The sequence below is a fragment of the Streptomyces sp. NPDC092369 genome (genome assembly GCF_044755245.1).
Lineage (GTDB): Bacteria > Actinomycetota > Actinomycetes > Streptomycetales > Streptomycetaceae > Streptomyces.
Genome location: NZ_JBIVQP010000012.1, coordinates 127,933 through 153,586 on the forward strand (window position 1 = coordinate 127,933; position 25,654 = coordinate 153,586).

General features: G+C 68.1%; 23 protein-coding genes. 7 read left to right on the top strand and 16 right to left on the bottom strand.

Features of this window, described 5'->3' with window-relative positions:
* Positions 1-108: 108 nt before the first annotated feature.
* Both ACIQI8_RS44575 and ACIQI8_RS44580 read right to left on the bottom strand, forming a co-directional pair.
* Entirely contained in the window at positions 109-3,294 is a 3,186-nt protein-coding gene (locus ACIQI8_RS44575; protein ID WP_402364839.1) for an ATP-binding protein, read from the bottom strand.
* Between the two features lie 121 nt (positions 3,295-3,415).
* Entirely contained in the window at positions 3,416-5,989 is a 2,574-nt protein-coding gene (locus ACIQI8_RS44580) for a 2Fe-2S iron-sulfur cluster-binding protein (protein WP_402364842.1), read from the bottom strand.
* Positions 5,990-6,380: 391 nt separating this feature from the next.
* Between ACIQI8_RS44580 and ACIQI8_RS44585 the strand changes: the two genes are divergently transcribed.
* From ACIQI8_RS44585 to ACIQI8_RS44595, 3 genes are read left to right on the top strand one after another with little or no spacing between them, the layout of a single operon-like run.
* The gene (locus ACIQI8_RS44585) at positions 6,381-7,100 is read left to right on the top strand and encodes an alpha/beta fold hydrolase (protein ID WP_402364909.1); all 720 of its coding nucleotides are present in this window, start codon (positions 6,381-6,383) and stop codon (positions 7,098-7,100) included.
* 50 nt (positions 7,101-7,150) lie between these two features.
* A complete protein-coding gene (locus ACIQI8_RS44590) occupies positions 7,151-7,360 on the top strand; it encodes a 2TM domain-containing protein (RefSeq protein ID WP_402364845.1) in 210 nt (69 codons plus the stop codon).
* A gap of 34 nt (positions 7,361-7,394) precedes the next feature.
* The gene (locus ACIQI8_RS44595; RefSeq protein WP_402364848.1) at positions 7,395-7,886 is read left to right on the top strand and encodes a DUF4188 domain-containing protein; all 492 of its coding nucleotides are present in this window, start codon (positions 7,395-7,397) and stop codon (positions 7,884-7,886) included.
* Between the two features lie 206 nt (positions 7,887-8,092).
* Here the strand turns inward: ACIQI8_RS44595 and ACIQI8_RS44600 are convergent, their stop codons facing one another.
* The 9 genes from ACIQI8_RS44600 to ACIQI8_RS44640 form a co-directional block, all read right to left on the bottom strand.
* The gene (locus tag ACIQI8_RS44600) at positions 8,093-9,316 is read right to left on the bottom strand and encodes a hypothetical protein (protein ID WP_402364851.1); all 1,224 of its coding nucleotides are present in this window, start codon (positions 9,314-9,316) and stop codon (positions 8,093-8,095) included.
* 495 nt (positions 9,317-9,811) lie between these two features.
* Positions 9,812-10,267, bottom strand: a complete 456-nt coding sequence (locus ACIQI8_RS44605) for a hypothetical protein (protein ID WP_402364854.1) — start codon at positions 10,265-10,267, stop codon at positions 9,812-9,814.
* Between the two features lies 1 nt (position 10,268).
* A complete protein-coding gene (locus ACIQI8_RS44610; RefSeq protein ID WP_402364857.1) occupies positions 10,269-11,855 on the bottom strand; it encodes an AMP-binding protein in 1,587 nt (528 codons plus the stop codon).
* A 19-nt stretch (positions 11,856-11,874) separates the two neighbouring features.
* The gene (locus ACIQI8_RS44615) at positions 11,875-12,711 is read right to left on the bottom strand and encodes an SDR family NAD(P)-dependent oxidoreductase (protein ID WP_402364860.1); all 837 of its coding nucleotides are present in this window, start codon (positions 12,709-12,711) and stop codon (positions 11,875-11,877) included.
* Entirely contained in the window at positions 12,708-13,568 is an 861-nt protein-coding gene (locus tag ACIQI8_RS44620; protein WP_402364863.1) for an alpha/beta fold hydrolase, read from the bottom strand. Before ACIQI8_RS44620 ends, ACIQI8_RS44615 begins: the two co-directional genes overlap by 4 nt.
* Positions 13,569-13,605: 37 nt before the next feature.
* Positions 13,606-14,178 (bottom strand): 3-phenylpropionate/cinnamic acid dioxygenase subunit beta, encoded by a 573-nt coding sequence (locus tag ACIQI8_RS44625; RefSeq protein ID WP_402364865.1) that lies wholly within the window; start codon positions 14,176-14,178, stop codon positions 13,606-13,608.
* A 60-nt stretch (positions 14,179-14,238) separates the two neighbouring features.
* Complete coding sequence (locus ACIQI8_RS44630) at positions 14,239-15,459, bottom strand: NAD(P)/FAD-dependent oxidoreductase (RefSeq protein WP_402364868.1); 1,221 nt, start codon at positions 15,457-15,459, stop codon at positions 14,239-14,241.
* Entirely contained in the window at positions 15,456-15,791 is a 336-nt protein-coding gene (locus tag ACIQI8_RS44635; RefSeq protein ID WP_402364871.1) for a non-heme iron oxygenase ferredoxin subunit, read from the bottom strand. The genes ACIQI8_RS44630 and ACIQI8_RS44635 overlap by 4 nt, the downstream gene beginning before the upstream one ends.
* The gene (locus ACIQI8_RS44640; protein WP_402364874.1) at positions 15,788-17,140 is read right to left on the bottom strand and encodes an SRPBCC family protein; all 1,353 of its coding nucleotides are present in this window, start codon (positions 17,138-17,140) and stop codon (positions 15,788-15,790) included. The genes ACIQI8_RS44635 and ACIQI8_RS44640 overlap by 4 nt, the downstream gene beginning before the upstream one ends.
* Positions 17,141-17,240: 100 nt before the next feature.
* On the opposite strand from ACIQI8_RS44640, the gene ACIQI8_RS44645 reads away from it, so the two are divergent.
* The 4 genes from ACIQI8_RS44645 (at position 17,241) to ACIQI8_RS44660 (ending at position 20,220) form a co-directional block, all read left to right on the top strand.
* On the top strand, positions 17,241-18,224 hold the full coding sequence (locus ACIQI8_RS44645; RefSeq protein WP_402364877.1) for a zinc-binding dehydrogenase: 984 nt from the start codon (positions 17,241-17,243) through the stop codon (positions 18,222-18,224).
* Positions 18,221-19,168 (top strand): 3-carboxyethylcatechol 2,3-dioxygenase, encoded by a 948-nt coding sequence (locus tag ACIQI8_RS44650; protein ID WP_402364880.1) that lies wholly within the window; start codon positions 18,221-18,223, stop codon positions 19,166-19,168. Before ACIQI8_RS44645 ends, ACIQI8_RS44650 begins: the two co-directional genes overlap by 4 nt.
* A 127-nt stretch (positions 19,169-19,295) precedes the next feature.
* The gene (locus ACIQI8_RS44655) at positions 19,296-19,565 is read left to right on the top strand and encodes a hypothetical protein (RefSeq protein WP_402364883.1); all 270 of its coding nucleotides are present in this window, start codon (positions 19,296-19,298) and stop codon (positions 19,563-19,565) included.
* Positions 19,566-19,593: 28 nt separating this feature from the next.
* Positions 19,594-20,220, top strand: coding sequence for a helix-turn-helix domain-containing protein (locus ACIQI8_RS44660; RefSeq protein WP_402364886.1), 627 nt, complete (start codon positions 19,594-19,596; stop codon positions 20,218-20,220).
* Between the two features lie 485 nt (positions 20,221-20,705).
* Here ACIQI8_RS44660 and ACIQI8_RS44665 read toward each other — a convergent pair whose 3' ends face one another.
* The 5 genes from ACIQI8_RS44665 to ACIQI8_RS44685 form a co-directional block, all read right to left on the bottom strand.
* Complete coding sequence (locus tag ACIQI8_RS44665; RefSeq protein ID WP_402364890.1) at positions 20,706-21,500, bottom strand: SDR family NAD(P)-dependent oxidoreductase; 795 nt, start codon at positions 21,498-21,500, stop codon at positions 20,706-20,708.
* Positions 21,501-21,549: 49 nt separating this feature from the next.
* Positions 21,550-22,386, bottom strand: coding sequence for an SDR family NAD(P)-dependent oxidoreductase (locus ACIQI8_RS44670; protein ID WP_402364894.1), 837 nt, complete (start codon positions 22,384-22,386; stop codon positions 21,550-21,552).
* Positions 22,387-22,826: 440 nt separating this feature from the next.
* Positions 22,827-23,444, bottom strand: a complete 618-nt coding sequence (locus tag ACIQI8_RS44675) for an NAD(P)-dependent oxidoreductase (RefSeq protein WP_402364897.1) — start codon at positions 23,442-23,444, stop codon at positions 22,827-22,829.
* A gap of 81 nt (positions 23,445-23,525) precedes the next feature.
* On the bottom strand, positions 23,526-24,476 hold the full coding sequence (locus ACIQI8_RS44680) for an alpha/beta hydrolase (protein WP_402364900.1): 951 nt from the start codon (positions 24,474-24,476) through the stop codon (positions 23,526-23,528).
* 85 nt (positions 24,477-24,561) lie between these two features.
* On the bottom strand, positions 24,562-25,470 hold the full coding sequence (locus ACIQI8_RS44685) for an oxidoreductase (protein WP_402364903.1): 909 nt from the start codon (positions 25,468-25,470) through the stop codon (positions 24,562-24,564).
* Positions 25,471-25,654: the final 184 nt, after the last annotated feature.

Below are 25,654 nucleotides of genomic sequence, written 5' to 3' on the forward strand. Positions count from 1 at the left end.
TCACAGGCCGACCACGATCGGCTGCGGCGCAGCAACTCTACTGTCGGTCCGCGACCTTGGGCTATCCGCCCGGGCCTGCCGCTCAACTCCCGCCGTCGCGCCCAGGTGTCAGTGGGATGTGCTGTCCGCGAGCTCGGCCATCAGTTCCTCGGCACGGCGGGCGAACAGGTGGGCCTCGCGCTCGATGGACAGCGCGTGCGCCTGCTCGGCAAGGGCCCGGACGGCGGCGATCGGTTCACCGCGTGCCTGCAGCACCCGTGCCCGGATCAGAAGCAGCAGGCTTTCGGCGTAGCGCTGGCCGTAGGTGGCGATGGCGCGGTCCGCGTGGTCGAGCGCCGCCCCGGCCTCGTCCAGCTTGCCGGCCGCCAGCCACATCTCGCCGAGGAATCCGTACCAGGTGGCCAGGCCTGAACGCGGCGGGTGGGAGAGCGACGCGATGATCAGTTGCTGTGCCTGTGCGGCGGCGTCGGCGGAGGCCTCGCCGGTCACGGCGCTCGCCCAGCAGCGGGCCAGCCGTTGGTAGCCGCCGAGGAATCCGAACGAGAACGAAGGGTCCATGGCGATCCCGCGTGTGGCCGCGCGCAGCGCCCGTTCCGGGTCGCCGATCAACGCGGCGACCCGTGCCGAGTAGGCCGCCCAGACCGTGATCGCGTACGGGTCGTCTCCTGCGGCGGCCTCCATCATGTCGAGCCGGGCCAGTGCCGCGTCGATGTCACCGTGCAATGCGGTCATCATGGCGAGCATCCCGGCCGCCAACCGTCGCAGGTCGCGCCGGAGCGGGTCTTCCTCCTGCTGGGCCAGGTCGTCCAGAACGGTCCAGTCGGTCCGGCTCAGGTACCGGAACGCCTCCCCGATGTTGCCGGCGCCCCACTGGTGAATGCCCCAGGCGTACCAGCCGTAGGCGCACACGACCGGGTCGTCGGAGGCCTCGCCCTGCTCCAGCAGCTGCTCGGCCAACCGGCCTGCGCGTGTCAGCTGGAGGCCCTGGGCGTAGGCGGCCCAGCGGGAGAACAGGAAGTCGGCGCCCTCCCGTCCCCGGTTGAGTTCACGGGAGAGGAGTTCGGCCCGCTCCAGCTGGTCGACCGCCGAGCCCACGTATCCCGCCCGCATCCCGTCCACCGCGGTGAACAGCGACAGGGCAGCCAGTTCCAACTCCACCAGGCCCGCTGTGCGTGCCACGCGTGCGGCCGAGTGAAGCTGGCGCGCCGCTGCCTCGAGCGCCAGTTTCGCGGCGGCGCAGCGGCCGGCACGCACGAGCGCGGTCGCGGTGCGGGCCGGGTCCGCGAGCGGCCCGGCGGACCACAGATGATGGGCGAGGCGCTCGGCCACCAACTCGGTGTCCGCGGCCCTGTGTTCCAGGGCGTCGGCGACCAGCAGGTGCAGTCGGGCTGCGCGCGGCGGCGATATGGTCTCGGCCACCGATTCGCGGACCAGGTCGTGCGGAAAGGCGAAGGTGTAGGGGTCCCCGGGCGAAGGTTCGAGCAGGCCCAGTCCTTCGCACGCCTCAAGGCGGTCCAGACACGTCTGGTCGTCAAGACCGGCGGTTCGGGCAAGGAGCGCGAGGTCGACGGCCCGGCCGATCAACGCGGCGATCTGCACCATGCTCCTGGCGGCGCTTTCCAGTCCGGCCATCCGGTCGCGCACGACATCTCGGACGGTGGCCGGCACTCCGATCCGCGCCGCGGTGGCCGCCGTGAGGACACCGCCGTCGGCGAGGAACCGGGACAACTCGCGGACGAAGAAGGGGTTTCCGGCGGTGCGGGTGTGGATGAGGCGTGTGACGCCCGGCCCCGGGTCCTGACCTGTCTCACGGCGCACGAGTTCGGCCACCTCGGCACATGCGAGCGCGGCGAGCCGAATCCTGCGGTGGCCGGCCAGTCGGCTCGCCGCGGCCAGTACCCGTCCCAGTTCCGGGCTCGGCGCGGGCGCTCGGTCGCGGAGCGCCGCGATCACGGCGGTGCCGCCCGGCAGCCGCGCCATGAGGTGAGCGAGGAGATCCAGCGAGGTGGCGTCGGCCCATTGGAGGTCGTCGAGGACGAGCACCACAGGTCGCCGGGCCGCCACTTGACGGACGAGAGCGACGGCCTGCTCGAAGAAGCGGAACTGAACGCCGCTGTCGGGCAAGGAGGATGGGGTGGTGCCGGTGTCGTGCGGTGTCAAGAGACGGCCGAGCTCGCCCACCTGCCAGTTCTCGCGCGCAGCGGCGGGCACGTCGTCCAAGAGCCCGCTGACGATCTGCGTCCAGGGCCACATCGACGGCGTGCCGTCCCCTTCCAGACAGCGGCCCCAGACGACGAGGGCGCCACGCCCGTTTGCTTCGGCGCCGGCCTCCTCCAGCAGGCGGGTCTTGCCCACCCCTGGCTCCCCCTCGACAACGACCAGCCCCGTGTTTCCGGCGAGAGCCGACTCCACGGCCTGCCGCACTACCGCCAGTTCCTCGGTCCTGCCCACCAGGCGGTCGGCGGCCGGCATCCCGGCCGCGGGTGCTGGTGCCCGCCGTTGGACCGGCTTTTCCTGGGCCGGTGCGCGCTCCAGGACATGCAGGTGAGCGGCTACCAGGGCGGGACCGGGGTCGATGCCGAGTTCCTCGGCCAGCCGGGCGCGGACGGTGCGGAACACCGACAGAGCCTCGGCCGGCTGGCCGGCGGCGGCCAGGGCGGCGATGAGACTTGCCTGCAGCGTCTCGTGCAACGGCGCCATTCGGGCAGCCATGTGCAACGCCTGGAGAACGCGTTCGGGCCGGCCGAGCGTGATCGCCAATTCGGCCGCCGCGATGCAAACCTGGCGGAACTCGTCGTCCAGCCCGGCGAAGATCGCCATCCCGGTCGAGCTGTAGGCGACCCCGTCGCCGGCCGCCCCCTGCCAGAGCCCTGCTGCCTCCACGTACCCGTCGAGTGCTGTGTCGAGCCGCCGCTCGGCGACGCTGCGTTCGGCAACGACGACCAGTTCACGGAACCTGACGACATCCAGTGTCCCGGGGGCGGGCACGAACAGGTACGCGCTGCCGCGACGCTTCAGGAACGAGCCGGGTTCCCGCGCGGGCAACGCCGGCTCCAGCAGTCGTCGGAGCGCGCCGACGTACTTCTGGAGAATGTTGACCGCCGAGGCCGGGACATCCTCGGCCCAGATCAGGTCGATCAACTCGCTGATGGTGACCGGTTCGCCCGCACGGGCGAGCAGAACGGCGAGCAGATACGCCTGCTGCGGAGGCCCGGCATCCAGTTCCACGCCGTCGCGCCAGACGCGCAACGGCCCGAGAACCTGCAGACGCAGGGATGCGCCGGAGGAAGTCATTTCCCGTTTCCATTCCCAGTCCCGTTTCGCCCTCGCTGCGGGGGCGCCACGAGTGGTCGCGGCAGTTCTTGGCGGGCGGTACACCGAGTACCACGCCGCTGGACAGGCAGAAGTCCCGTCCCTACTGAGCGATCACCAGGTCTTCGGTGGGCAGCGTCTGGCAGGCCAGCCGCCAGCCCGTCGCCGACTCGTCCGCGGAGAACATCCCCCGGTCGTCGCTCTCGTGAGCGCCGCAGAGCACCCGCACCCGGCAGGTGCCGCACGCGCCTTCGCCGCACGACTGGGGCAACGGCACACCGACGGCGTTGGCCGCGTCGAGGATCGACTGCCCGGGGCTGCAGGGGAACGTCCGGGCGCGGTCATCCGTGCCGATCATGAACTCGGTAACACCGGCCGCCGCGGCGGCGACTGCGATGGCGTGCGCCTTCTCCCGCCGTGTCTCCTTGCTCCGGCCCGACACGAACGCCTCGGTGTGGATGGCCTCTCGCGGCACCCCCAGTTCTGTCAGGCGCCCGATCAAGTCCTGCATCATGGGCGCCGGCCCGCACAAGTGCACCCGGGTCGTCGGGCGGGCGTGGGGCTGCAACTCGTCGGGGCCGATCCGCCCGTGCCGGTCGGTTTCGAAGACCGACGCCTCCAGCCCCGGCAGACGGGTCCGCAGCGCGGCGAGCTCCGGCCCGAAGACCACCTCGTTGGCGGTCCGGTGGCTCGCCAGCAGGACGATCCGGCCCGTGTGACGGGCGTCGGCGGCCGCCAGCAGCACGCTCATCAGCGGGGTGATCCCGATACCCCCGGCGATGAGCAGAAGTGTGTCCGGCGTGCCGTGTGCGGAGTCCGGCTGCCAGGTGAACTCGCCATGCGGACCGCTCACCCGCAACGCCAGTCCGACCTCCAACTCCTCATGGAGGAAGCCCGACCCCAGGCCGTCCGGCTCGTGCTTGACCGCGATCTCGACGAAGCCGCTCTCCCCGGGACTGCTGCAGATCGAATACGAGCGTTCGATCGGTTCGATGGCGACGGGCAGCTCGGTCTTCAGGTACTGCCCGGCGGCGAACGAGAACGGCATCGTGTCTCCGTTCAGGGGTGCGAGGCGGATCCTGCGGACCGTCGGGGTCAGTTCCTCGATGCCGGCCACGCGCAGATAGCCCTCCCAGGGCACGGCCGGATCCCGGGCCGGTCCGCCGGAGCGGATGGCCCGCCACATCGTGCCGAGTTGTCGAGGTTTCAGCACGGCGTTCGCCGCCATCAGCCCGCCCGCCAGGGCCCCCACCACACCGGAACCCCAGGCGTCCTGCCCAGCCACGAAAAGGCCCTTGACCGGAGTACGGCATCCCGCGCGGGCCGAGCGCAGTCGCTGGGGAGTCGCCGCGAGGCCGTAGAAGGATCCCAGAACGCTGTGCTGATAGGTCTCGAACGACAACGGCGTCGCCAGTTCGGCGAAGGCGATCGTCTCCCGGAAACCGGGCCAGCGTTTCTCGAGGCGAGCGAGCAACCGTTCAGTCAGCTCGTCCTTGAACCTCCGGTAGCTTTCCGGCCGCTCGCTCTCGGGCGTCCCGCGCCATTGGTCGACCACCTTCGGATCGACGATTTCCAGCAGCTCCACCGTATGGAAGCGGGCAGCCGGATTGTTGAGCGAGGCGAAGGAGACGTACAACGTGCCGTGCCCCGGCGGGCGCGGCATGCTGCCGTGCTCCTCCAGATCGGGCATGAACCAGTGGTTCTCGCCGCGCAACCCGAACGCCGCCGGCGACCGGTCAAGACCGAGGAACAGCATGAGCGCCGACCGCTCCTCGGGCAGATCCACCAGCTCATGGCTCTTCCCGATCAGGGCATAGGTGTTACGCACCCCGGCCGCCGAGACCACGGTGTCCGTCCGCACCCGGTAGCGGCGGCCGGTGGCGGTGTCCTCGACGTCGACTCCGGCCACTTTGCCGCCCTCGACCACCACCTCATGCACCCGCTGCCGGGGGCGCAGTACCACGCCGTACCGCCGCAGGATCTGCAGGACGACCCGGTTGAGCTCCTGCGGGCCGCCCACGGGGTGAGCGGTGCCGTCCATGAAGAAGGTCAGCGGGACCGCCGCGTGATACCCGAACGCACTCGATGCCGGAGGGGTGCCGTACAGCCCCCACCGCGCGGCCAGAACGGCTCGCAGACGCGGATCGCGGAAGCTCCGTGAGACCTGGTCCCGCAACGATCGGAAGGTCGAAGGAAAGAGCCGCTCGACGAAGGGCGCGGCCGCCTTTCGCACGCCGGCGGGGAACGAGGCGAGAACATTGCGCGCCGTCAGTCCGGCCATGGCCCGGCGAATGGTGCGGAAGAAGTCGTCGATGGCGGCGGCCTCGACGGGGAACCGTTCCTTCAGCCGTGTGCGGAACGCTTCCTTTGTTGCGGGTACGGTGAAATCGAACTCCGGGAAGTGCAGTGCGTCGTACTCGTGCGGCAGGAGCGACAGTTGCGCCCTTCCGTCCGTCATGAAGCCGAGGAACGGGCCGGCGCTCGCGCTCATGTAATGCAGTCCGGTGCCGAACCGGTAGCGCCCGGCGCGGGAGAACTCGTGCGTCATCCCCCCGAGCGTGTAGTGCTGTTCGAGGACGAGAACACGCTTCCCGCCGAACTGCGCGATCGCTCGCGCCGCTGCGAGACCGCCCATTCCCGACCCGATCACAACGACATCGGCTTCCTCGTCCGACATCATTCGCACCCCCAGTCATCCGCCCTCAGGGAGCTCAGACTGGCCGAATGCGCTTGACGTCGACTGAATGATCTGTGAAGTCTGCCGGGGACCCTCTGCTTGGTCCATTCCAATTCCGTCCAGTGCGGAGTCATAACTTGGCGTCGAGCGTGAGGGTGTGGAGCCGTGTCGTTCTGCGCTGAGTTCATCCGCAACCCTCCACGGTCACCGCGATTGCGCCTCCGTTTCATCGGCCCACGGCTCCGGACACTTCGGGCGGCCGAGGTCACGTCGGCGGGCGTTTGCGCGCAATCGCGGTTCGAAGAAGTGGTCGTCGGCCAGGCGGTGCGGGAGAACCCGACAGCCGCTGCGGTCCGTGTCGGCCGTCGTCCGAAGGAGAGGGTGGTTCTTGGTGAACGGGAATCCGACGATCGTGCTCGTACACGGCGCATTCGCCGACAGCAGCGGCTTCAACGCCGTCGCGAAGCGGCTTGTCGCCGACGGTTATCCAGTGGTCGCCGCGCCGAATCCGCTGAGGGGGCTCGCCTTTGACGCGCTCCACGTCAAGGCGCTGCTGGACAGCGTCGAGGGACCGATCGTGCTGGTCGGGCACTCGTACGGCGGTGCGGTCATCTCCGCTGCCGCCGAGGGAAACGCGAACGTGAAGGCCCTGGTCTACCTGGCGGCGTTCGTGCCGGAGACGGGTGAGAGCGCGCAAGCGCTGGTCGAGCGGTTCCCGGGCAGCACGGTGGGCGAATCCCTCAAACCGGTCCCGCTGCCTGACGGACAGGTTGATCTGTACATCGACCCGAAGGTCTTTCATCCTCATTTCGCGGCCGACGTGTCGCTGGAGGAGGCCACGCTCTACTCGATCACGCAGCGTCCGGCCACCGGCGCCGCGCTGGGCGAGCCGGCCACCGGTCCGCAGGCGTGGCACACGATTCCCAGCTACAACCTGATCAGCGGCGCGGACCGGATCATCCCCCCGGCGACACAGGAGTTCATGGCCCTGCGCTCGGGGGCGAAGACGCAGGTGGTCGAGGGCGCTTCTCACATGGTGTTCGTCTCCCGGCCGGGCGCGACGGTGGCCCTCATCGAGACAGCCGTGCAGGAGCAGACTCCCGCGCAGTAGCACCGTAGGGCAGCGCAAGTGCAGCGATCCGACGACCTACGGGAGGGAAAGTGCACAAGAGCGAAAAGGCCATGCGGTGGGGCCTGCGGATCCACTTCTACTGGTACGTCCTCGCCAACGCCGCTCAGGTGGTGCTGTGGGCGATTCTCACCCCGGACCATTTCTTCTGGCCCTTGTGGTCGATTGCGGGCTGGGGTATCGGCATGGTGATCCACTTTTGGGCGATTCGCGCGAAGTCCCGGTCGCTCGCCCGTTCGTGACCTCAAGCATCGTAAGGACGACCGGAGGATATTCATGTCCGAGAAAGTGGTTCCAGGTCGCAACACCGCCGCCGCCGAAGGCGACGTCGTCGTCTTCCACATCGGGCTGCGCATCAACCGGCTACGAGCCCTCTCCAGTTGGGTTCCGGCATTCATGTCGATGCCGCGCATGCTGCGTGAGCTGTCGCAGGAGAAGGCCAGCGGGCTTCTCGGTTACAAGGTGCTCTACGGCAGCCTCCGAGACTTCTACGTCGTCCAGTACTGGTCCGACAAGGAACGTCTCCTGGCCTACGCCCACCAGCAGGACAAGGTGCACCGGCCCGCATGGACGGCGTTCAACCGACGAGCACGCGCCGCCAAGGGACATGTGGGTATCTGGCACGAGACGTTCATCGTCCCGGCGGGCTCCTACGAGTCGGTGTACGTCGACATGCCCGCGTACGGCCTCGCCGCCGCGACAGGTGTCATCCCGGTCGGCCGGCGCGGCGACACGGCGGCCCAGCGGCTGCGTACGGGAAAGAAGTGAGCTGTCCGGTCCAGACGTGAGCCGAGCATCCTGGGCGCAATCGGCACGCCACCACCTCATCGAGGGCCTCATCGCCAAGACCGGGCTTGACTTCCAACTTCCGCAACCTCAGCCGTTAAAGATCTTCTAGGGGGCGTTAGGGGACAGCAGGTGCGGGGCGCGGATGCCGAAGATGCCGAGGACCTCAGGCATGCGCGCCGAACGGATTACCGCCGGGCTGTACGGCGACGTACGAGCAGGACCGTACCCGCACCGGCGGTTATGACCGCGGCCGCGCCGCCCGCGAGGGGCAGCGCAGAACCGGAACCGGTGGCAGCGAGGTCACCGCCGGTGGTCCCGGATCCCCCTGTCGTCCCGCCTCCGCCGCCGGATCCCTCCGTCGTCCCGCCTCCGCCGGTGGAACCCGAACTGCCCGCTGACCCACTGCCGCCCGTCGAACCACTGCCCTCGACGTCGAGCAGGATGTCGGCCTCGTCGTTCGCCTTGTTCACGTCGTACGGGCGGGATTCGGCATTGAGGGCCACCGAGCCCTTGGCCCCCGCCACCGCCTTGTCGATCCTCAGCTTGAAGGAGTAGGTGTTCACCTGGTCCTCCTCCACCCAGCCCTGCGCGACGAAGCAGTCGTAGGTTCCGGCTGCCGGCTTCTTGCACCCCGGTGTCTTGACCGCGGACGTACCCGAGGGAATCTTGATCAGGACGCGGGTCGGCACCGGAGGGCCCGGTTCCACCAGCACCCAGGCGGGGCCGGCGTTGATGAATTTCACCTGCAGGTCGAGCGTGTCTCCCACCCGGCCCTCCAGCCGCGCCCCCGACACCTGGAAGTCGGCCGTGTTCACGGCGTTCACGCGCACCCGGGCCTCGACATAGTCGTGGCCCACCGAGCTGCTCCCGGTGAGGACGGAGCCGGGCTGCTCCACCAGCTTCGCCGCGGGAGCGGTTCCGCGCACGGGTCTGCTGGCGCCTTCGTCGGGGCCGAAGTCATAGTCCCCGACGGCGACGTCGAGATCGTCGTACAGCGCCCGGTCGAGAGCCTTGAGGGTCAGCTTCTCAGGCGCGTAGACGACACCCGGCTCTACGGCCTGGTCGAACTCGCAGGTCATCTGGGACCTGGCCGGCAACTCGTCGTACGAGCCGATGTCCCACCGCACGCAGTTCGAGGGCACGTCGGCGTAATCCAACCCCTGGGTGACGGTGTAACGCAGCCAGACCTTCTCCAGCGTCTGGGTGCCCTGGTTCTCGAAGGCGACCGGCGCCTCGAAGGTGCTCCCCGGCTGCACTCCGTCGATCGGCGCGATGGTCCCCAGCAGCAGCCCGGCCCCGGAACCTTCGGCCACAGCGCAGGGAGCGCTGCCCAACGTGATCAGTGCGCCGACGCCGATGGTTCCGACGGCCCTGCGCAGTGCACGGAAGCTGTGATCGCAGCGGAGCATGTCATTACCTCTGGGGTGAAGTGACGAGGATGGGCGGTGAGCCGGCCGAAGGCACGTTTCGTCCACCCATCAGACACACGCCGACGCCGAAGAGTTGTACCGGCGTCCGTCGCGATCGGCCGCAGGGTTGCCGAGTGGGCTTGGGGGCAACGGCCCCGTCGGGTCGCCGGGCTCATCTACCGGGTGCGGCGCGGAGGCGCCGGGGATCTCGTCGCCGGGATGGGTCGCTTGTTGCACCGCTTCGACCACCTTCTCCGCTGCGGTCGTCACGGGATTCTTCTACGCGCTCATGGATTTCCGTTCGTTCAATAGGCGTCAGAACGGCGGCGAGGGAACGGATACGCGTCGGTCTCCAGGTCCACAGGGGCCGGTTTCTCGGGCACGCGCTGCGCGTGATAGTCGATCCGGGGAACGCTCTGCTGTGTCATCGGTCGTCCCTCGGAAAGAACCAGGCGGTGTCCGAGCCCGCACGTCGGTGCAGGCCCGGACACCGCCTCACACGTCTGGCACCCGGTCGAGATCCGGATCGATTCGCGTTACCCAGGACGGTTCCCAGGTGAACAGGCCGTGTTCAGCGCCGCCGAGGTCGACGTCCACGACGTGCCGGAACCCTGCGGTCGCCGCCGCCACTGCGCGTGATGGAGCGTCAGTCGATATCGCGAGAACAAGGCGTCTACACAGGGGGTCTGTGCTGTTCAGGGCTCCGGTCACCACGGACAGCAGCTCGGGGAGGAATTCGGTGGCGCATGTGTCGGCTTGGAGTTCAAGGTCGTGGAGTGCTACTGGGTAGGTTTCGCGCAACCGGCCGGCGGCGCAGCGTTCCAGGCGCACCAGGTATTCCTCGGTCTCGCTTGCGATGAGCAGGTCCTGCGCGTGATGCCGCCGGTGCAGGGCGTCGGCGGTCCATGGCACTGGAAGCTGGAGGTCCGGGAGGGGAGGTACGGGGATCATGTCACTGCTCCTCGGCCGCGACCTGTCGGATGACCGGCTTGTTGAGCTTGCCTGAGCCGTTGCGCGGCATGGTCTCCACGATCTTCAGACGGCGTGGCAGCTTGTACCGAGCCAGGTGACGGGCCGCGTGGTCGCGCACGTCGTCCAGGGTGATCCTGCTGTCGGCGGCCACCGTGATCACTGCGGCGACGGTCTCGCCCCACTGCGGGTCAGGGACGCCGACCACCGCGACGTCCAGGACGCCGGGCATGGTGGCGAGCGCGTGCTCGACCTCGGCCGGGTACACGTTCTCACCGCCGCTGATGATCATGTCCTTGAGCCGGTCGACGACGTAGAGGCAGCCGTCGTCGTCGAAGTAGCCGATGTCCCCCGAGTGGAACCATCCCTCGGCGTCGTACGCCGCCTCTGTCGCCTCGGCGTTGTTCCAGTAGCCGGCGGCCACGTTGGGGCCGCGAACGACGATCTCGCCCTGGGTCCCGGGCTCGACGGGCTTGTTGGTGAGGACGTCGACCACGCGGACCTCGGTGTAGGGCATGGGGATACCGGCCGAGCCCGCCTTGTCGTGCGTACGCTCCGCGGGCAGGTGGGTGGCGAACGGCGCGGTCTCGGTCAGGCCCCACGCCTGCTGGAGCAGCAGGCCCCGTTCGGCGTACTGGCTGACCAGGGAGGGTGCCACGGGGGCGCCCGCGACGATGACGGACCGTAGCTCGCTCAGGTCGTGATCGAAGAAGCCGGGCACCCGGGCGAGGGCTGCGAACATCTGCGGAACGCCGAACATCGAGTTCACCTTGAGTCGGGTCAGCTCGTCGGCGGCCTGCCCCGGGTCGAAGGTCCGGCGGACGGCGACCGTCCCACCGCGGGTCAGGGTGCGCAGCGCGAAGCTGTTGAGGGCTCCGATGTGGAACAGCGGTGCGGCGGCGTAGGTGGTGTCCTCTCGCCGGGTGTCGACTTGGAGTTCGACGTTGACGGCGTTCCACCAGGCGTTGCCGTGGCTGAGGACGACGCCCTTGGGCGTCCCGGTGGTGCCCGAGGTGAACATGAGGATGGCCGGTTCGTCGGCGTGCTTGGCGACGATGTACTGCGTCGGTTCCGCGTCCGCGATGAGCGCCGCCCAGGGCTCCCAGTCGCGTTCCGGTGCGCCGGCCGGGATTTCGGGGTCGTCGTCAACGAGCAGGAAGCGAGCGAGGGAGGTCTTGTCCCGGACCCGGTCGGCCGCTGCCCTGTGGCCTTCCTCGCAGACGATGACAGTCGAACCGCTGCTGTCGAGGACCTGGGCGAGTTCGGGCTCGGCGAGCCGGAAGTTGACCGGGACGAACAGCGCGCCGAGACGGAAGGCGGCGAGCATGGTGACGAAGAAGGCGGTGCTGTTGAGGCCCAGGTAGGCGACGCGGTCGCCGTCCCGGGTGCCGCCGGCGGCGAGGACGGCCGCCAACCGGGCGGCCCGGTTGTCGAGTTCGCGGAACGTCAGATCGCCGCCCGGGTAGTCGAGGATCACGGTGTCCCCGTGGAAGCGGGCGTTGCGGGCGACGGCCGTGGCAAGGTTCAGGTCGACCGTGAGGCCTGAGTTGTGCGGGTGGGGCGTGGGCACGGTGGGCTCCTCGCTGAGCTCAGAGGTGGTCGCCGCCAGCGGCGGAGGTGAAGCCACGGACGCCGATCCCACCGTCGACGGAGATCGCCTGGCCCGTGATAGGGCCGCTCTGTTCGTAAGCGGCAAGGAGGACGTAGGAACCGGTGAAGTCGCGTGGGTCGGTGCTGGAGTCGTGCAGCGGGATGGGCGGCGGCGCCGCGTCCGCGGGCTTCTTCGCGAACGACGCCGACAACGAGCGTTCGTTCAGGGCGAGGGCCTGGGGTCCGCGCAGGTCCGTCTTCATGCCACCGCAGGCGACGCCGTTGACCCGAACCTTGGGAGCCAGTTCGTAGGCCAACTCCTTCATCAACCCCAGACAGGCGTGCTTGCTGGCGGTGTAGAGGGGGCCGCCGCCGTTGACATAGAAGGAGGCGTTGGACAGCGTCATGACGATGCTGCCGCGGGTCTTGACCAGTTCCGGCCAGGCGGCTTCCGCTGCGAGGACGTAGCCCTTGACGTTGATCGAGAAGATCTCGTCGAAGGCGGCGTCGAGTTCCTTGCCGGTCAGGCGGGTGAGCTGGCGCTGGTAGTCCCACACGCCGGCGTTGGCGACCAGGGTGTCGAGCTTGCCGAAGCGCTCCACGGTGGCGGTGACCGCGGCGTGCAGGGACTCCGTGTCGCGAACATCGGCGGCGACGGTGTGGAAGCGCTCGGGTGTCCCGGACTCCCGGGCCACCTCGTCCAGCCGCTTCTTGTCCCGTCCGATGATGGTGACCGAGGCCCCCTCGGCCACGAAGCGTTCGGCAACCGCGCGTCCGATCCCGGATCCGCCGCCGGTGATCAGGGCGCTGTAGCCCTCCAGCCAGCCGCCGCTCATGCCTTCTCCTGCGTCAAGAAGCCGGACACCAGCGCCTCGAACTCGGACCTGCGCTCCAGCTGCACCCAGTGGCCGCAGCGACTGAAGACATGGAGCTGGACGTCGCGGATCTGCTTCAGCATCAGCTGGGCGCCGTCGAGGGTGATGGTGCGGTCGTCGCGGCCCCACAGCAACAGGGTCGGAGCCTTGATCTTGTGCAGGTCGCGCCAGAGCGGGTCCATGCCGCCGCGCTTGCCGAAGGCGGCGTTGTAGAGGTGGTAGAAGGCGATGTGGCTCTCGTCGAGAGACGCCTCGTACCGGGCCTTGATCACGTCTTCGCCGAACAGTTTGTGGTCGAAGACCATTGTGCGGATGAAGGCAGCCATCTTCTTTTCGCTGGGGCCGGTGCCGTTGTAGTAGCGGAACATTTCCTTCTGACCCTCTGTGGGGGTAGGGCCGAAGGGCAGCCAGCCGCCGCCGGGAGCCATCAGCACCAGGCGGATCACCCGCTCGGGACGCTGCTGGGCCATGGCGAGGGCGGCGGCACCGCCGAGGCTGTTGCCGAGAAGGTGGAAGGTGTCGACGCCCAGCGAGTCCAGGGCCTGGAACAGGGCGTCGACGGTGATCTGTGTGATGGACCGCTCGTCGAGTTCCTGCTCGGTGGGGCGGTAGCTGTGGCCGAAGCCTGGCTGGTCGGGCAGCAGGACCCGGAAGTGCCGGGCCAGCTCCGGCAGGTTCTGGTGGTAGTTGCTGACGCCGGAGGCACCGGGGCCGCCGCCGTGCAGCATGACGAGCACCGGGCCCTTGCCGGTCTCCGCGACGGTGATCTCGCCGAGCGAGGTGGGTACACGGTGGTGCTTGAGTTTGGGGTCGGTCACGTGAGGTCGTCCCATCGGCAAGGAAGGTGTGCGGCGGCTAGAAGAAGGTGGAGATGTTCTTCGCCTGGAGGATGTTCTGGTCCAGGAGGATGGTCCGGCGGGCGACGCGCAGACCGTCCGGTGTGCGGCGCAGGACGTCGGTGCGGCCGCCGGCGAAGACGTTTTCCTCGCGCTCCAGACGGTTGCGGTAGACGAGGAACGCGGAGCGGACCAGGAGGTCGTCGGCGGTGAAGTCCGTGTTCTCCTCCGGGTCGAGGTGCCGCACCACCACGTTGGTCACCAGGTGCCGGGTGCGCGATGGCGGGTCCTCGGCCCAGGCCATGCCGGTGTCGAAGCGGCGGATGCGCCAGGCAAGGCTCTCTTTGGTCTCGTCGTAGAAGGCGGCCTCGCCGCGTGCCGCGACGGAAAGCGCCTGTTGGCGGCGGAGCCGGTTGGTGCGCGTCGGCATCCAGTAGTCGAGGTCGTCGGCGAGCAGGTCGAGCCAGTCGGTGTAGCGGCCTGCGTCGAGGAGGTCGGCCTCCTCGTAGTAAAACTGCTCGATTTCGAAGTGGGTGTCGCGGTCTGCCCGCGCCGCGACCCACGAGGAGTCCGGTTCCGTGCTGGTGATCACGGTGTCATCGATCCCTTCTGCGCGTGTGGTCGGCTGGGGCTGTGGCGGTGGTGAGACATGTCAACTCCGCAGCAGCGTGCGTAGGTTGATCGCGGGGTCTGCCAACCTGTTCGGTTCGATCGGGATTCGTCGGTCGATCATCCTGCGGGCCGCGCGGACAGCGGTGGGATCGTCCACGGCCGCGGCCGCGACAACCCGCCCCTCCCGCAGCCCGAAAACGGCGAACGACGGGTCGTCGAACAAGCCCCTCACCACGGTCAGCGAGGCGTCGCTCATGTGTCCCACGCCTTCGATGTGGCGCCCGTGGCGGTCGGTCCAGAACCAGGGGGCGGCATCAGCCGGAAGCTGCTTGCCCAGCAGCGTGGCGGCAGCGCGGACGCCGTCGGTCTGCGCGGCCTCCCAGTGCTCTGCTCTGCCCAGCAGCGTCCCGTCGGTTCCCCGGAGCCTCGCCGGATCCCCCACGGCGAGGACTGCGGGGTTGGAGGTGACCTGTCCGGCGTCGACGACGATGCCCTGGTCCACGGCGAGTCCGGCCTGCTCGGCGAGGGTGGTGTGCGGCACCATGCCGACGCCCAGTAGGACGGCATCGTAGGTACGGGCGGCCTCACCATCGGCGAGCTGGGCCCGGATACCCGTGACACCGAGGCCGGTGAAAGACTGCACGACCGTCTGTAGGACCGTGATACCGCGCTGGGTGTGCAGGGCGTGAACCCACTCCGCGAGCTGGCCGCCCAGCACCGTGGTCAGCGGTGCGGCGGCGGGGTCGACGAGTGTGACCTCGCAGCCCAGTCCCACAGCGGTGGAAGCGGTCTCCGCGCCGATGAGCCCGGCGCCGACGACCAGAATACGGGCCCCCGGCACCAGCGCGGTACGCAGCCGATCGGCGTCCTCGGCGGTGCGCAGCACGTGCACGCGGTCGCTGTCGGCGCCCGGGATCGGCGGACGCGCTGCACTCGCTCCGGTGGCCAGCACCACCCGATCGGCACTCAGCACACCGCCGTCGGACAGCTCCAGCTTGCCCTCGCCCGGCCTGAGCGCCGTGACGGTGGTGCGGTTGACGAGGCGCACGCGCTGGTCGTCGTACCAGGAGGGGGGCTGGAGCGCGATCTGCTCCAGGGGCATGTTCCCCGCCAGGTAGTCCTTCGACAGCGGCGGCCGGTCGTAGGGGAACTCTCCCGCGTCCACGAGGGTGAGGTCACCCTCGAAGCCACCCGAGCGCAGCGCGCTCGCCGTACTGATGCCAGCGATGCCACCGCCGACAATCACCACTCGCTCGGTCACGGTTGCTCTCCCGGAAAGAGCCAGACCTCACCGTCGCGGACCTCAACGCGGTGGGGGCAGGCGTTCTTCGTCGCCGGCAGCCCCTGGACCTCACCGCTCTTGAGGCAGAACTTGCTGGAATGCAGGGGGCATTCGACGAAGCCGTCCTCCACCCAGCCCTCGGCCAGGGAGGCTGTCTCGTGAGTGCAGGTGTCGTCGAGGGCGTAGACGCTGTCGTCGGTGTCGCGTAGCAGGGCGATGTTGTCGGCGGTGCCGGTGATCGCCTTGTCCACGGCGATGCCCTCGCCCTGCGGGATGTCGTCCAGGGCCGCGACGCGCATGCCGTTGCTCATGCCTTGCTCTCCTCGTGCCATGCGGGGGTGCTCATCAGCTCGCGCCAGCGCCCGTAGAAGGCACGCCCGGCTGCGTCGCTGTACAGCTCACTGGTGGTGCCGGGGTAACGCCCGTCCTCGCGCTCGGAACCGATCCCCATCTGGTAGTTGAGGGGGACGCCGTTGGTGATGAAGCCGTGCGCGATGGCCTGCACCTCGGACCAGTTCTCGCCGTCGTCCTGCTCGAAGATCCCGCTGGGCCCGAAGGTGCGCAGGTTGTAGAGGCGTTGGGCCTCGCGGACCTCCTCGGGCATTGACTTGTCGACGATCGTCCATGCCCACACCTCCATCTTGTCCGGGCCCTTGGGGTGCCAGATCCGGATAGAGCCGTTGACGGGAAGGTAGGAGAAGTTGGGGAAAACCGTGGCGTGCCCATTGGTCAACGGACCTTCCACGCGCGCCTCACCGAGTCGTTCGCGCAACGCGTCGTAGTCGGTCCACTTGTGCACGGTCTGGGCGTCGAAGCGGTTCCTGGGGTGGACCGGGAAGCCCGCGCCGTTGCCGTGCGCGTCGGAGTACTGGCGGCCGGTGCGGTGCACGACCTCGTCCTTGGGCTTCTTGCCCGCGGGCGCGAGCACCTGGAGCGCCGAGGCGTGGCTCATGTTGACGTGGTACCAGTCGCTGGCGAACTGCTCGGCCGCCAGCTTCCAGTTGCCTTCGAGGACCCACTTGTGGACTCCGCCGACGACGACCGTGCCCTCGTCGTCATGGTCGAGCATGGCGTCCATGTACCAGGCCATGTGGCCCAACGACTCACGCAGCGAGACGGGGTCGGGGTTCCAGGTGCCGAAGACCAGCCCGTGGTACACCTCCACGTGCGGAACCTCCACCAGACCCCACTTCGACTCGTCGAAGTCGTCGGGGTAGCCGTCCTTGTTCGGCACGCTCACCAGGGATCCGTCCAGATTGAACGACCAGCCATGGTAGGTGCAGGTGAAGTTGCGGGTCTGCCCGAAGTCGGCGCGGCACACACGGGCACCTCGGTGTCGGCAGGAGTTCAGATAGGCCCGGATGCGGCGCTCGCGGTCAAGGGTGACGATGACCGGGTCCTCGCCCATGTACGTGGTGAAGAAGTCGCCAGGCTTGTGGAACTGGTCGGTGTGGGCCAAGAACAGCCAGCTCGGCGCGAAGACGCGACGCAGTTCCTGCTGGTACAGATCCTGGTCAGTGAAGATCACGCGGTCCAGCAGCCCGTCCTCGGTGTCGACGAGCCCGGAGACGTCAAGGGAGGGGGCCAGTCCGGCCGGGCGCCGCAGGGCCCCTCGCGGGGCCGGGGTGGCCGCGCCCTGGGGTTCGATCGTCGAGGTCATGCTCTAAGGCAACAACGGCAGGTCAGGGGTATCCATCCGTCGTTCCGCAGAACGGAACACGCGCTGTCGATGACCGTCACGGCAGGACGAACGTAAGAACATGCTTGCTGCAACCGCCGTCTCCCAGAGTGCCAGCGACCCGCTGTCCGGTCTCGTCCTCGGGGACGTTCCCAAGCCCAAGCCGAAGCCCGGCTGGTCCCTGGTCCGGGTCGTCGCCTCGTCCCTGAACATGCACGACCTTTGGACCCTGCGTGGAGTGGGCCACCCGCCCGAGCGACTGCCCATTGTGCTGGGGTGCGACGCCGCAGGGTACGACGAGGACCGCAACGAGGTGCTTATCCATCCGGTGATCGCCGACCCGGACGCGGGACTGGGTGACGAGACCCTCGATCCCGGTCGGGCCCTGCTCTCCGAGCAGCACGACGGTGCTTTCGCCGAGTACCTATCCGTCCCCACCCGCAATCTGATCCCCAAGCCTTCCTGGCTCACTTTCGACGAGGCTGCCTGTCTGCCGGTCGCCTGGGGTACCGCCTACCGCATGCTCTTCACCCAGGCCGGTATCCGCGCCGGTGACCGGGTCCTGGTCCAGGGGGTCGGCGGTGGGGTCGCCTCTGCCGCCATCAAGCTCGCCCTCGCCGCCGGCGCCGTCGTCTACGCCACCAGCCGCAGCGCAGACAAGCGGACCGAGGCGGAGTCTTGGGGGGTACGCAAGGCCGTACCGACCGGTGAGCGGCTGCCCGAGCGCGTCGACGTGGTGATCGAGACGGTCGGCGAAGCCACCTGGTCGCACTCTCTCAAGGCACTGCGCCCTGGCGGAACGATCGTGATCGCTGGCGCCACCTCCGGGATGAACCCCTCCGCTGACCTAGGCCGGATCTTCTACCTACAGCAGCGTGTACTCGGGTCCACCGGATGCACCCGCAGCGAACTGGTGTCCCTGCTCAAGCTGATGGACGCCACCGGACTGCGCCCGGTGATCGACCACACCCTGCCACTCACCGAGATCCACAAGGGCTTCCAGCTCATGATCGACGGACGGCTAACCGGCAAGCTCGTCATCCACCCCCAGGGAGACCCCAGGTGAACGCAGCCGCCGTCGGCCTGTCCCACTCACCGTTGATCGGCACGAACGACCCCGCCCCCGACGTCCTCGCCGCAGTGGCGGAAGCCGTCAAGGAGGCACGCTCCTTCGTCCACGACTTCGACCCGGAACTGGTCGTCCTCTACGCCCCCGACCACTACAACGGCTTCTTCTACAAGGAGATGCCCCCGTTCTGTCTCGCCACCGAGGCACACGCTGTCGGCGACTTCGGATCCGCCGCCGGCCCGCTCTCTGTGGACACCGAGGCCGCCCGCGCGCTGGCCAGAGGGGTCCTCGACCGGGACATCGACTTGACGATCTCTGCCCGGATGACCGTGGACCACGGCTTCGTACAGCCGCTGGAGGTGCTCTTCGGCGGGATCGACACCGTCCCGGTGGTACCGGTCTTCGTCAACGGAGTCGCCACTCCGCTCGGTCCGGTCAGCAGAGTCCGGACACTGGGCACCGCGATCGGTGAGGCCGCGGCGGACCTGGATCGGCGGGTGCTCTTCCTCGCGTCCGGCGGTCTCTCGCACGACCCGCCGGTACCGATCCTGGACGGCGCGCCGCCCCGGGTCGCAGACGCCCTCATCGAGGGCCATCCGCCCACCCCCGAGCAGCGGGCCAGGGGCGAACAGCGCGTCATCCAGGCCGGCCGTGACTACGCCGCCGGAACCAGCTCGATGATCCCCATCAACCCTGAGTGGGACAACCTCGTCCTGGACACCCTGGCGGCCGCCCAGCTGGCTGAGGTCGACGCCTGGCGCACCGACTGGATGGGCGCAGAAGGCGGCGGATCCGCCCACGAGGTCCGCACCTGGATCGCCACGTTCGCCTCACTGGCGGCTGCCGGCAACTACCGCTTCACCTCACGCTTCTACCGGCCCATCCCGGAATGGATCGCCGGATTCGCCGTGGTGACCGCACAGTTGGAAACAGGTCAGTGAGTTCCAACGCGCGCGACGTAGCCATCGTGGAGGCCACGAGCAGGCTGACGGCCGCCGCGAGGGAAGCACACCATGCACCCCGGTTCGGAATCTTCTGGGTACGGAGGACCTGGATGCCGCTCACCGTGTGCAGCAGCTGCTCGCGGACAAGCACCTGAACGGTGGCGCCCACGTCACCGGCCGAAAGATCGGTCTGACCTCCCCGGCGGTCCAAGCGCAGCTCGGCGTGGACCAGCCCGACTTCGGCGTCCTCTTCGAGGATCTGGTGGGGAGTGGTCTTGCTGAGGGAGGCTCGACGCGCCGGCTCACAGACGCCCGTCGCCGAGCTGGGCCCGTCACCCGGAGCGACTATCAGGCTGACGGCCTCATCGGCAGTAGCCCGGCCGTCGTGTCCTGAGTGGTAGCGGTTCGTCAATAATGACGGCATGCATATTAAACGTGACACCCCGCCCCGCGAAAACGAGCTGGTCGCCCGGAACCTACACCGGTTCCGCCTGGAACGAGCCATGTCGCTCGGCGAACTCGCCCGACGGTCCGGACTGTCCAAGCAGACGCTTTCAAAGATCGAGCAGGGGTCGGGCAACCCGACCGTCGAAACTCTGTCCCTGCTCGGGACGGCTCTTGACGTCCCTGCCCGGCGGCTCCTGACCGAGTGGGGCACTCCCGTCTACGTGCAGCGACAGACAGACGGCGAGTGGCAGGGGGCGGCGAATTGGCACGAACGCGTTCTCGACGAAACCTATGGTTCCGGATACGTCCGCACCATGGTGCTGCGACTGGAACGCGGCGAGCGGGACCCAGAAGAAATCCCGGCCCACGCCCCAGGCACCCTGCACCATCTCTACATGATCACCGGCAAGCTGCGCACCGGCCCCATGGCTGAACCTGTCGACCTGGCAGCCGGCGACTTCGTCCGGTTCCCCGGCGATGTGCCGCACAAGCACTTCTGCCTCAGCGAAAGGGTGGTCGCGCACATGGTGACGACCATTCCGCAGGTGAGGCAGTTCGGCCCGACTGTTACTCGCGGCACCTCGACCGTTGAAGAGACGTGACGGAACCGGAACCGCTCGCCACCCGTGTCGGCCTTTTATGCGCGTCGAACCTGCGGAATACCGGGCTGTGGCCGGTCAGGACGCCGTCGAGCCGGACGTTCGCATTGAATCTCTTGAGAGTGGCCACCGATCGAGTGACATGGAATGTCAGCGCAGTGCATGTCCTGGCCGCGCTGGAACGCCGGGAACTCGTCAAGCGTGTCCGCGGTGTCGACGCCCTGATCACCGATCCCAACCTCCGGCGCCTCAGCCAGCGGTGGGCACTGAAGGCTTTTGAGGCACAGGACGCCGGGATCGAATCCCACGTCGCCGAGGCCAGGCCATGGCCGACTGCACGGCGCCGGCCTGGGACACACACCACGCCCTCCGCCATGCGGGATCGGGTGCGCCCTGCACGCCCCGCCGGCTTGAGCGTCAACGCCGACTTGAGCGCCTACGACGCCCGGTCCGTCGCGCTCGCCCGATCCCTCGGGCCCGGATGGCGGTCAGTTCGTACCCGGCAGCAGATGTTCTGCGTAGTCGGGCAGACCGCGCAAGTGTGTCCCGCCGTCGACGAGGAGGGTGATGCCGGTGATCCAGGGCGCATAGTCGGAGGCGAGGAAGGTGACCGCCTTGGCGATGTCGTCAGGTTCTCCGAAGCGGTCGACGCTGAAGGTCTGCTGCCACGCGCGGTGGAACTCTTCGGTAGCTGCCGCCTGGGTCATCGGGGTGACGATGATGCCGGGTGCGACACCGTTGACGCGTATGCCGTGGCGTCCCCCTTCCAGGGCCGCCACTTCGGTGAACTTGTCGATGCCCGCCTTGGCCGCCGAGTAGTGGGCGTTGCCCCGGGTGGTGGCCACGGCCTCGACCGAGCTGGTGTTGACGATGACGCCCTTGATGCCGCGGGTCCTCATGTGCGTGATCGCGGCCTGGGTGCACAGGAACGTGCCCTTCAGGTGGGTGTCGATGACGCTGTCCCAGTCGGCTTCGGCAAGGTTGTCGATGGTGTCCAGGGTGCTGTTGCCGGCGTTGTTGACCAGGATCGCTATGTCACCAAGTTCGGCCGTGGCCCGGTCGAATAGGTGGGCGACGCTCGTCGCGTCGCTGACGTCACAGACGACGGGGACGGCTCGTCGCCCGTGGGTCGCCGACAGTTCTTCCGCTGCGGAGGTGAGCGCGTCCTCGCTGCGGGCCGTGACGACCACGTCGGCACCGTGCTGCATGAGGTAGGCGGCAACGGCGTATCCGATGCCCTTCGATGCGCCCGTCACGATCGCGGTCGTACCGATGAGGTTCATGAATGTTTGCTTTCCGGTCTGGTGCGGTGAGGGCAGCTGGTGCGGGAGGTCAGTCCCAGACGGACTCGGAGACCGGGCGCCACTTCTCGTCGCTCTCGGCGAGGGCCTGTGCGGCAGCCGTGGCGTACTGAACCGCGTCGACGCCGAGCAGGAGGCGTACCGGGGCGTCCTCGCGTCCGGCCAGGTCCAGGATGGTCTGGGCAACCTTCGCAGGGTCGGCGGAGTGGGCGGCCGCGGCCTTGGGGTCCTGGTTCCTGATGGCCTCGGAGAAGGCGCCGACCGTCTGCTGGTAGGGCTCGCTGATTGGCGGGACGGTCATGGAGGAGCCGGCCCAGTCGGTGCGCATGCCGCCCGGTTCGAGCACCGTGACCTTGACGCCGAAGGGGGCGACCTCCTGGGCGAGGACGGTCGAGAAACCGCCGACGGCCCACTTGGCACTCTGGTAGGCGGCCAGGCCGAACGAGCCGATCCGGCCGCCGAGAGAGGACACCTGGAAAATGTGCCCGTGGCCCTGCTCGCGCAGGACTGCGACCACCGCTTTGCTGACGTGGACGACGCCGTAGAAGTTGGTGTCGATCTGGGCTCGGAAATCCTCGATGGTGACGTCCTCGACGGAGGCCAGATCGCCGTAGCCCGCGTTATTGACCACCACGTCGTAGTGGCCGAAGGCCTTGAGGCCCTCCTCGACGGCGCTCTGAACCTGGTCGAGGTCGGTGACATCGAGGGCGAGCGGGTGGATGCGGTCGCCGTAGCGGGCGGCAAGGTCGTCGAGCTGGGCGGGCTTACGGGCGGTGGCGACCACTCGGTCACCCGCCTCAAGGGCGGCGGTGACGATAGCGCGGCCCAGACCTCGGGAGCTTCCGGTGACGAACCAGACCTTGGACATGAGAATGCTCGCTTTCTGTGGCGGACGGAAGGAGACGTCGCGGTCTCTGTGGGGGTGCGCGCGCCTTCACACTTTTCAGACCGGCGGTCCGTTGCGATGCTTCCAACGTAAGACACCACCGGTCTCATGTCAAAAGACCAGAGGTCTTTACAGGGGACCGGGCGGTCAGCGCACGACGCGGCCCAACCGGAACCCCAGGACATTCGAGAACCCCGACGCCATCGATCTCACCCGGATCTCACGCAGGCACCTCGCCTCCGGATGGCCCCCAGCATCAGTTCCTTCTTGCGATCGCTGTCTGCCCGACCAGTGCTTCACTCTGCTCCCTCGGCACAGGACGCCGGAAGCGGAGCGTTTCGCCTCGCGGCAGACCTACCGAGCTTCACGCCGGTGACAGCACCTCGGTCTCCCGCCCGCCGAGAACCCGACGGAAGGTCTGTTCAGTTCTGGACGTAGACCGACTCGTCCAGGTAGCGGTCCTGTTCCAGATTGTCGAGCATGAAATGGGCGAGGTCGGCTCGGGAGATCTTTCCGAGAATGGATTTACCTCGGTAATCGCCGTGACGGTAGGCCCCGGTGGGCGGTCCGAAGGTGAGAGTGGGAGGCTGGACGATCGTGTACTGGACGCCGGAAGCGCGAACCAGTGCGTCCTGCCGCTCCTTGGCCGAAAACGCTGCGCGAGCGACAAGACGGACCGCGCTCAGCACTCCTCGCATCCCGCGGCCGAGCTGCCGTCGGCTGATCTCGCTGGTTCCGAATGCGGTGAGCACCTGCACCCGCCGTACGCCGGCGTTCCGCATGGCCGCGAGAATGCTGCCGGTTCCTGTGTCACAGACGGCGTCACCGAGGCTGATGATCACCGCTTGAGCCCCGAAGAGAGCCTTCTCCAGGCCTGGTCCGTCGCCCAGTTCCGCGATCACGACCGTAAGCCGTGTATGACGGAGCGCGATACGGGAGGGGTCGCGGGTGACGGCGATGATCTCGTGGCCTCGGTGCAGGGCTTCAGGAACCAGCACCGAGCCGACGCTGCCGCTGGCCCCGAAAACGGTGATTCTCACGGCAGCGTCTTCTCCTTGTTCATCACGGTGGACGGTGTCGCCGCCCGGCGGACTTCTGCGCGCTTGTGGTGAGGTTCCGGGTCAGGCAGCCAGGCGGGCGTTGAACCAGGACGAGATGCGCTCGACGACGGCACGGCCGGTCTTGGGAGCCATGTTGTTGAATCCGTGGACGCCGTTGGGCCAGACGTCGAGATCCGCGTGGTTTCCGGCGGCCTGCCAGCGGGCGGACATGAACAGGCTGTCGTCCAGGAGAGGGTCGAGCGAGCCCACGGTGAACAGGGCGGGCGGCAGGTTGTCCAGCTTCGCGAAGAGCGGGGAGATGGACGGGTCACGCCGCTGTTCGCCATCGAGGCCGGGGAAGGCGTTGTCGACGAAGCCGTTGATCCAGTGGACGGGCAGCACGAGAGTGTTGTGGTCCGCCTGCCGGCGACTGGGCACACCGCTGACATCGTAGGAGCCGTAGACCAGACTGACCGCCGCGATGCGCTCGGCCACCTCGGGATACTCGTCCCGCAGCCTGAGCAGAGTCACAGCCGCAATATGTCCGCCTGCCGAAGCACCGTGCAGCAGGAGCCGGTCGGTACCGAACTCGGCGACGGCGTTTTGGGCAACCCACAAGGCCCCCGTCAGGCAGTCCTCGACCGGGGCGGGAAAGGGGTTTTCGGGGGCGAGCCGGTAGTCGATGCTGACCGTCGCGATCTGGGAATGCTCGGCGTAGTAGTCGTTGATCCAGTCGTCTTCCTGCGGCGTGCCCAGGCACCAGCCGCCACCGTGGATGTCGATCATGACAGCCTTGATCGGCCCTTCGGGCCGGATGATCCGCAGCTTCAGATCGCCACCCGGACCGGGAATGGTCCGCTCGCTCACCGACTGGTTCAGGTCACGGCTGAGTGCGTAGTCCATACCGCGAATCAACGCCAGGCCTTCACTGGTGGTGACATCGGGATACTGCATGGTCTCAGCAAGCTGCTTGTTGACCGCGGCAAGTTCGGCCAAGTCGGGGTTCGGGACGAATCCATCAGAACTGGTCATCGAAATGTCTCCGTTCAATGGCGGGAACGTCAATGGGGTCGATCGGGCCGGGATACAGGCCGCAAAAGCACGGTTCGGTCGAGCGTCAGGGCTTGAAAGCAACGCCGGTCAGCTGTTCACTCTCCGCCCACAACCGCGCGCCCTGCTGCGGGTCGTCCGCGCCCTTGGGGAGCTTGGCCGGTTTCGGGGTGCCTGAGGTCTGGTCGCGTCCCGCGGGGCCGATGAACTGCCCGCTCTGCACGTCAGAGGCGGTGGCGGCGTACAGCGAGGGCCACGCCGCGCCCTCGGACGACCCCATGAGCAGGCGCGCGGCGATCGGGGTGAACGCTCGGGACAAAGCTCCGTCGCCGTGCTGCTGGAGGTTGGTCATCGCCGCTCCGGGGTGGACCACCAAGGCCTTGAGAGGCGTACCGGCGGTACGGCGGGCGAGTTCGAGGGTGTAGACAACATTGGCGCGCTTGGATTTGGCATAGGCACCCATGCCCCGGTAGCTCTTCTCGCTCATAAGGTCCTCAAGACGGCCCATGGGCCAGCGCGCGGCGATCGCGCTGACGGTGACCACACGAGGAGCCGTGGAGCGCAGCACTGCGGGCCACACCTGCGCGTCGAAGGCGAAGTGGCCAAGGTGATTGGTGCCGAAGGTCATCTCGAAGCCGTCCCGCGTGGTCTGCCGGGTGGGCAGGTTCATGATCCCGGCGTTGTTGAACAGCAGGTCGACCGTCTCGGTCTCAGCGATACGCGTGGCTGCTTCACCGACCGAGGCCAGGTCGGACAGATCGACGACCAATGTGGCGACGTCGGCGGTTGGTGTGACATCCAGGACCTTCTGCACCGCTCCGTCCAGGTTCGCCTGGCTGCGGCCGGCGAGGATGATCCGCGCGCCCCGCGCCGCAAGCACGCGAGCGGTCACCAGCCCGATGCCGCTGTTGCCGCCCGTGATCAAGGCCGTACGCCCGCCCTGTTCGGGGATCGCATCCGGTGTCCAGTGACTCATCGTGACCACGCCTCTCAACTAAATGAACTTTCATTACCAATACTGCGAGCCCGGTCGGCCTTTGTCAAATGAACGTTCATTAAGTACACTGGGCGGATGCGTACCCGGGACCCTGAAGCCAAGAAGCAGCAGTTGCTTGAGGCCGCGTTGGCGGAGTTCGCCGAGTTCGGGCGGGCGGGGGCGC

Excerpts from the sequence above, each read along its gene's own strand:
- ACIQI8_RS44640 (WP_402364874.1), bottom strand. The coding sequence starts at position 17,140 with ATGACCTCGACGATCGAACCCCAGGGCGCGGCCACCCCGGCCCCGCGA.
- ACIQI8_RS44670 (WP_402364894.1), bottom strand. The coding sequence starts at position 22,386 with ATGTCCAAGGTCTGGTTCGTCACCGGAAGCTCCCGAGGTCTGGGCCGC.
- ACIQI8_RS44595 (WP_402364848.1), top strand. The coding sequence starts at position 7,395 with ATGTCCGAGAAAGTGGTTCCAGGTCGCAACACCGCCGCCGCCGAAGGC.
- ACIQI8_RS44600 (WP_402364851.1), bottom strand. The coding sequence starts at position 9,316 with ATGCTCCGCTGCGATCACAGCTTCCGTGCACTGCGCAGGGCCGTCGGA.
- ACIQI8_RS44580 (WP_402364842.1), bottom strand. The coding sequence starts at position 5,989 with ATGTCGGACGAGGAAGCCGATGTCGTTGTGATCGGGTCGGGAATGGGC.
- ACIQI8_RS44615 (WP_402364860.1), bottom strand. The coding sequence starts at position 12,711 with ATGAGCGGCGGCTGGCTGGAGGGCTACAGCGCCCTGATCACCGGCGGC.
- ACIQI8_RS44575 (WP_402364839.1), bottom strand. The coding sequence starts at position 3,294 with ATGACTTCCTCCGGCGCATCCCTGCGTCTGCAGGTTCTCGGGCCGTTG.
- ACIQI8_RS44665 (WP_402364890.1), bottom strand. The coding sequence starts at position 21,500 with ATGAACCTCATCGGTACGACCGCGATCGTGACGGGCGCATCGAAGGGC.
- ACIQI8_RS44685 (WP_402364903.1), bottom strand. The coding sequence starts at position 25,470 with ATGAGTCACTGGACACCGGATGCGATCCCCGAACAGGGCGGGCGTACG.
- ACIQI8_RS44660 (WP_402364886.1), top strand. The coding sequence starts at position 19,594 with ATGCATATTAAACGTGACACCCCGCCCCGCGAAAACGAGCTGGTCGCC.
- ACIQI8_RS44605 (WP_402364854.1), bottom strand. The coding sequence starts at position 10,267 with ATGATCCCCGTACCTCCCCTCCCGGACCTCCAGCTTCCAGTGCCATGG.
- ACIQI8_RS44680 (WP_402364900.1), bottom strand. The coding sequence starts at position 24,476 with ATGACCAGTTCTGATGGATTCGTCCCGAACCCCGACTTGGCCGAACTT.
- ACIQI8_RS44645 (WP_402364877.1), top strand. The coding sequence starts at position 17,241 with ATGCTTGCTGCAACCGCCGTCTCCCAGAGTGCCAGCGACCCGCTGTCC.
- ACIQI8_RS44635 (WP_402364871.1), bottom strand. The coding sequence starts at position 15,791 with ATGAGCAACGGCATGCGCGTCGCGGCCCTGGACGACATCCCGCAGGGC.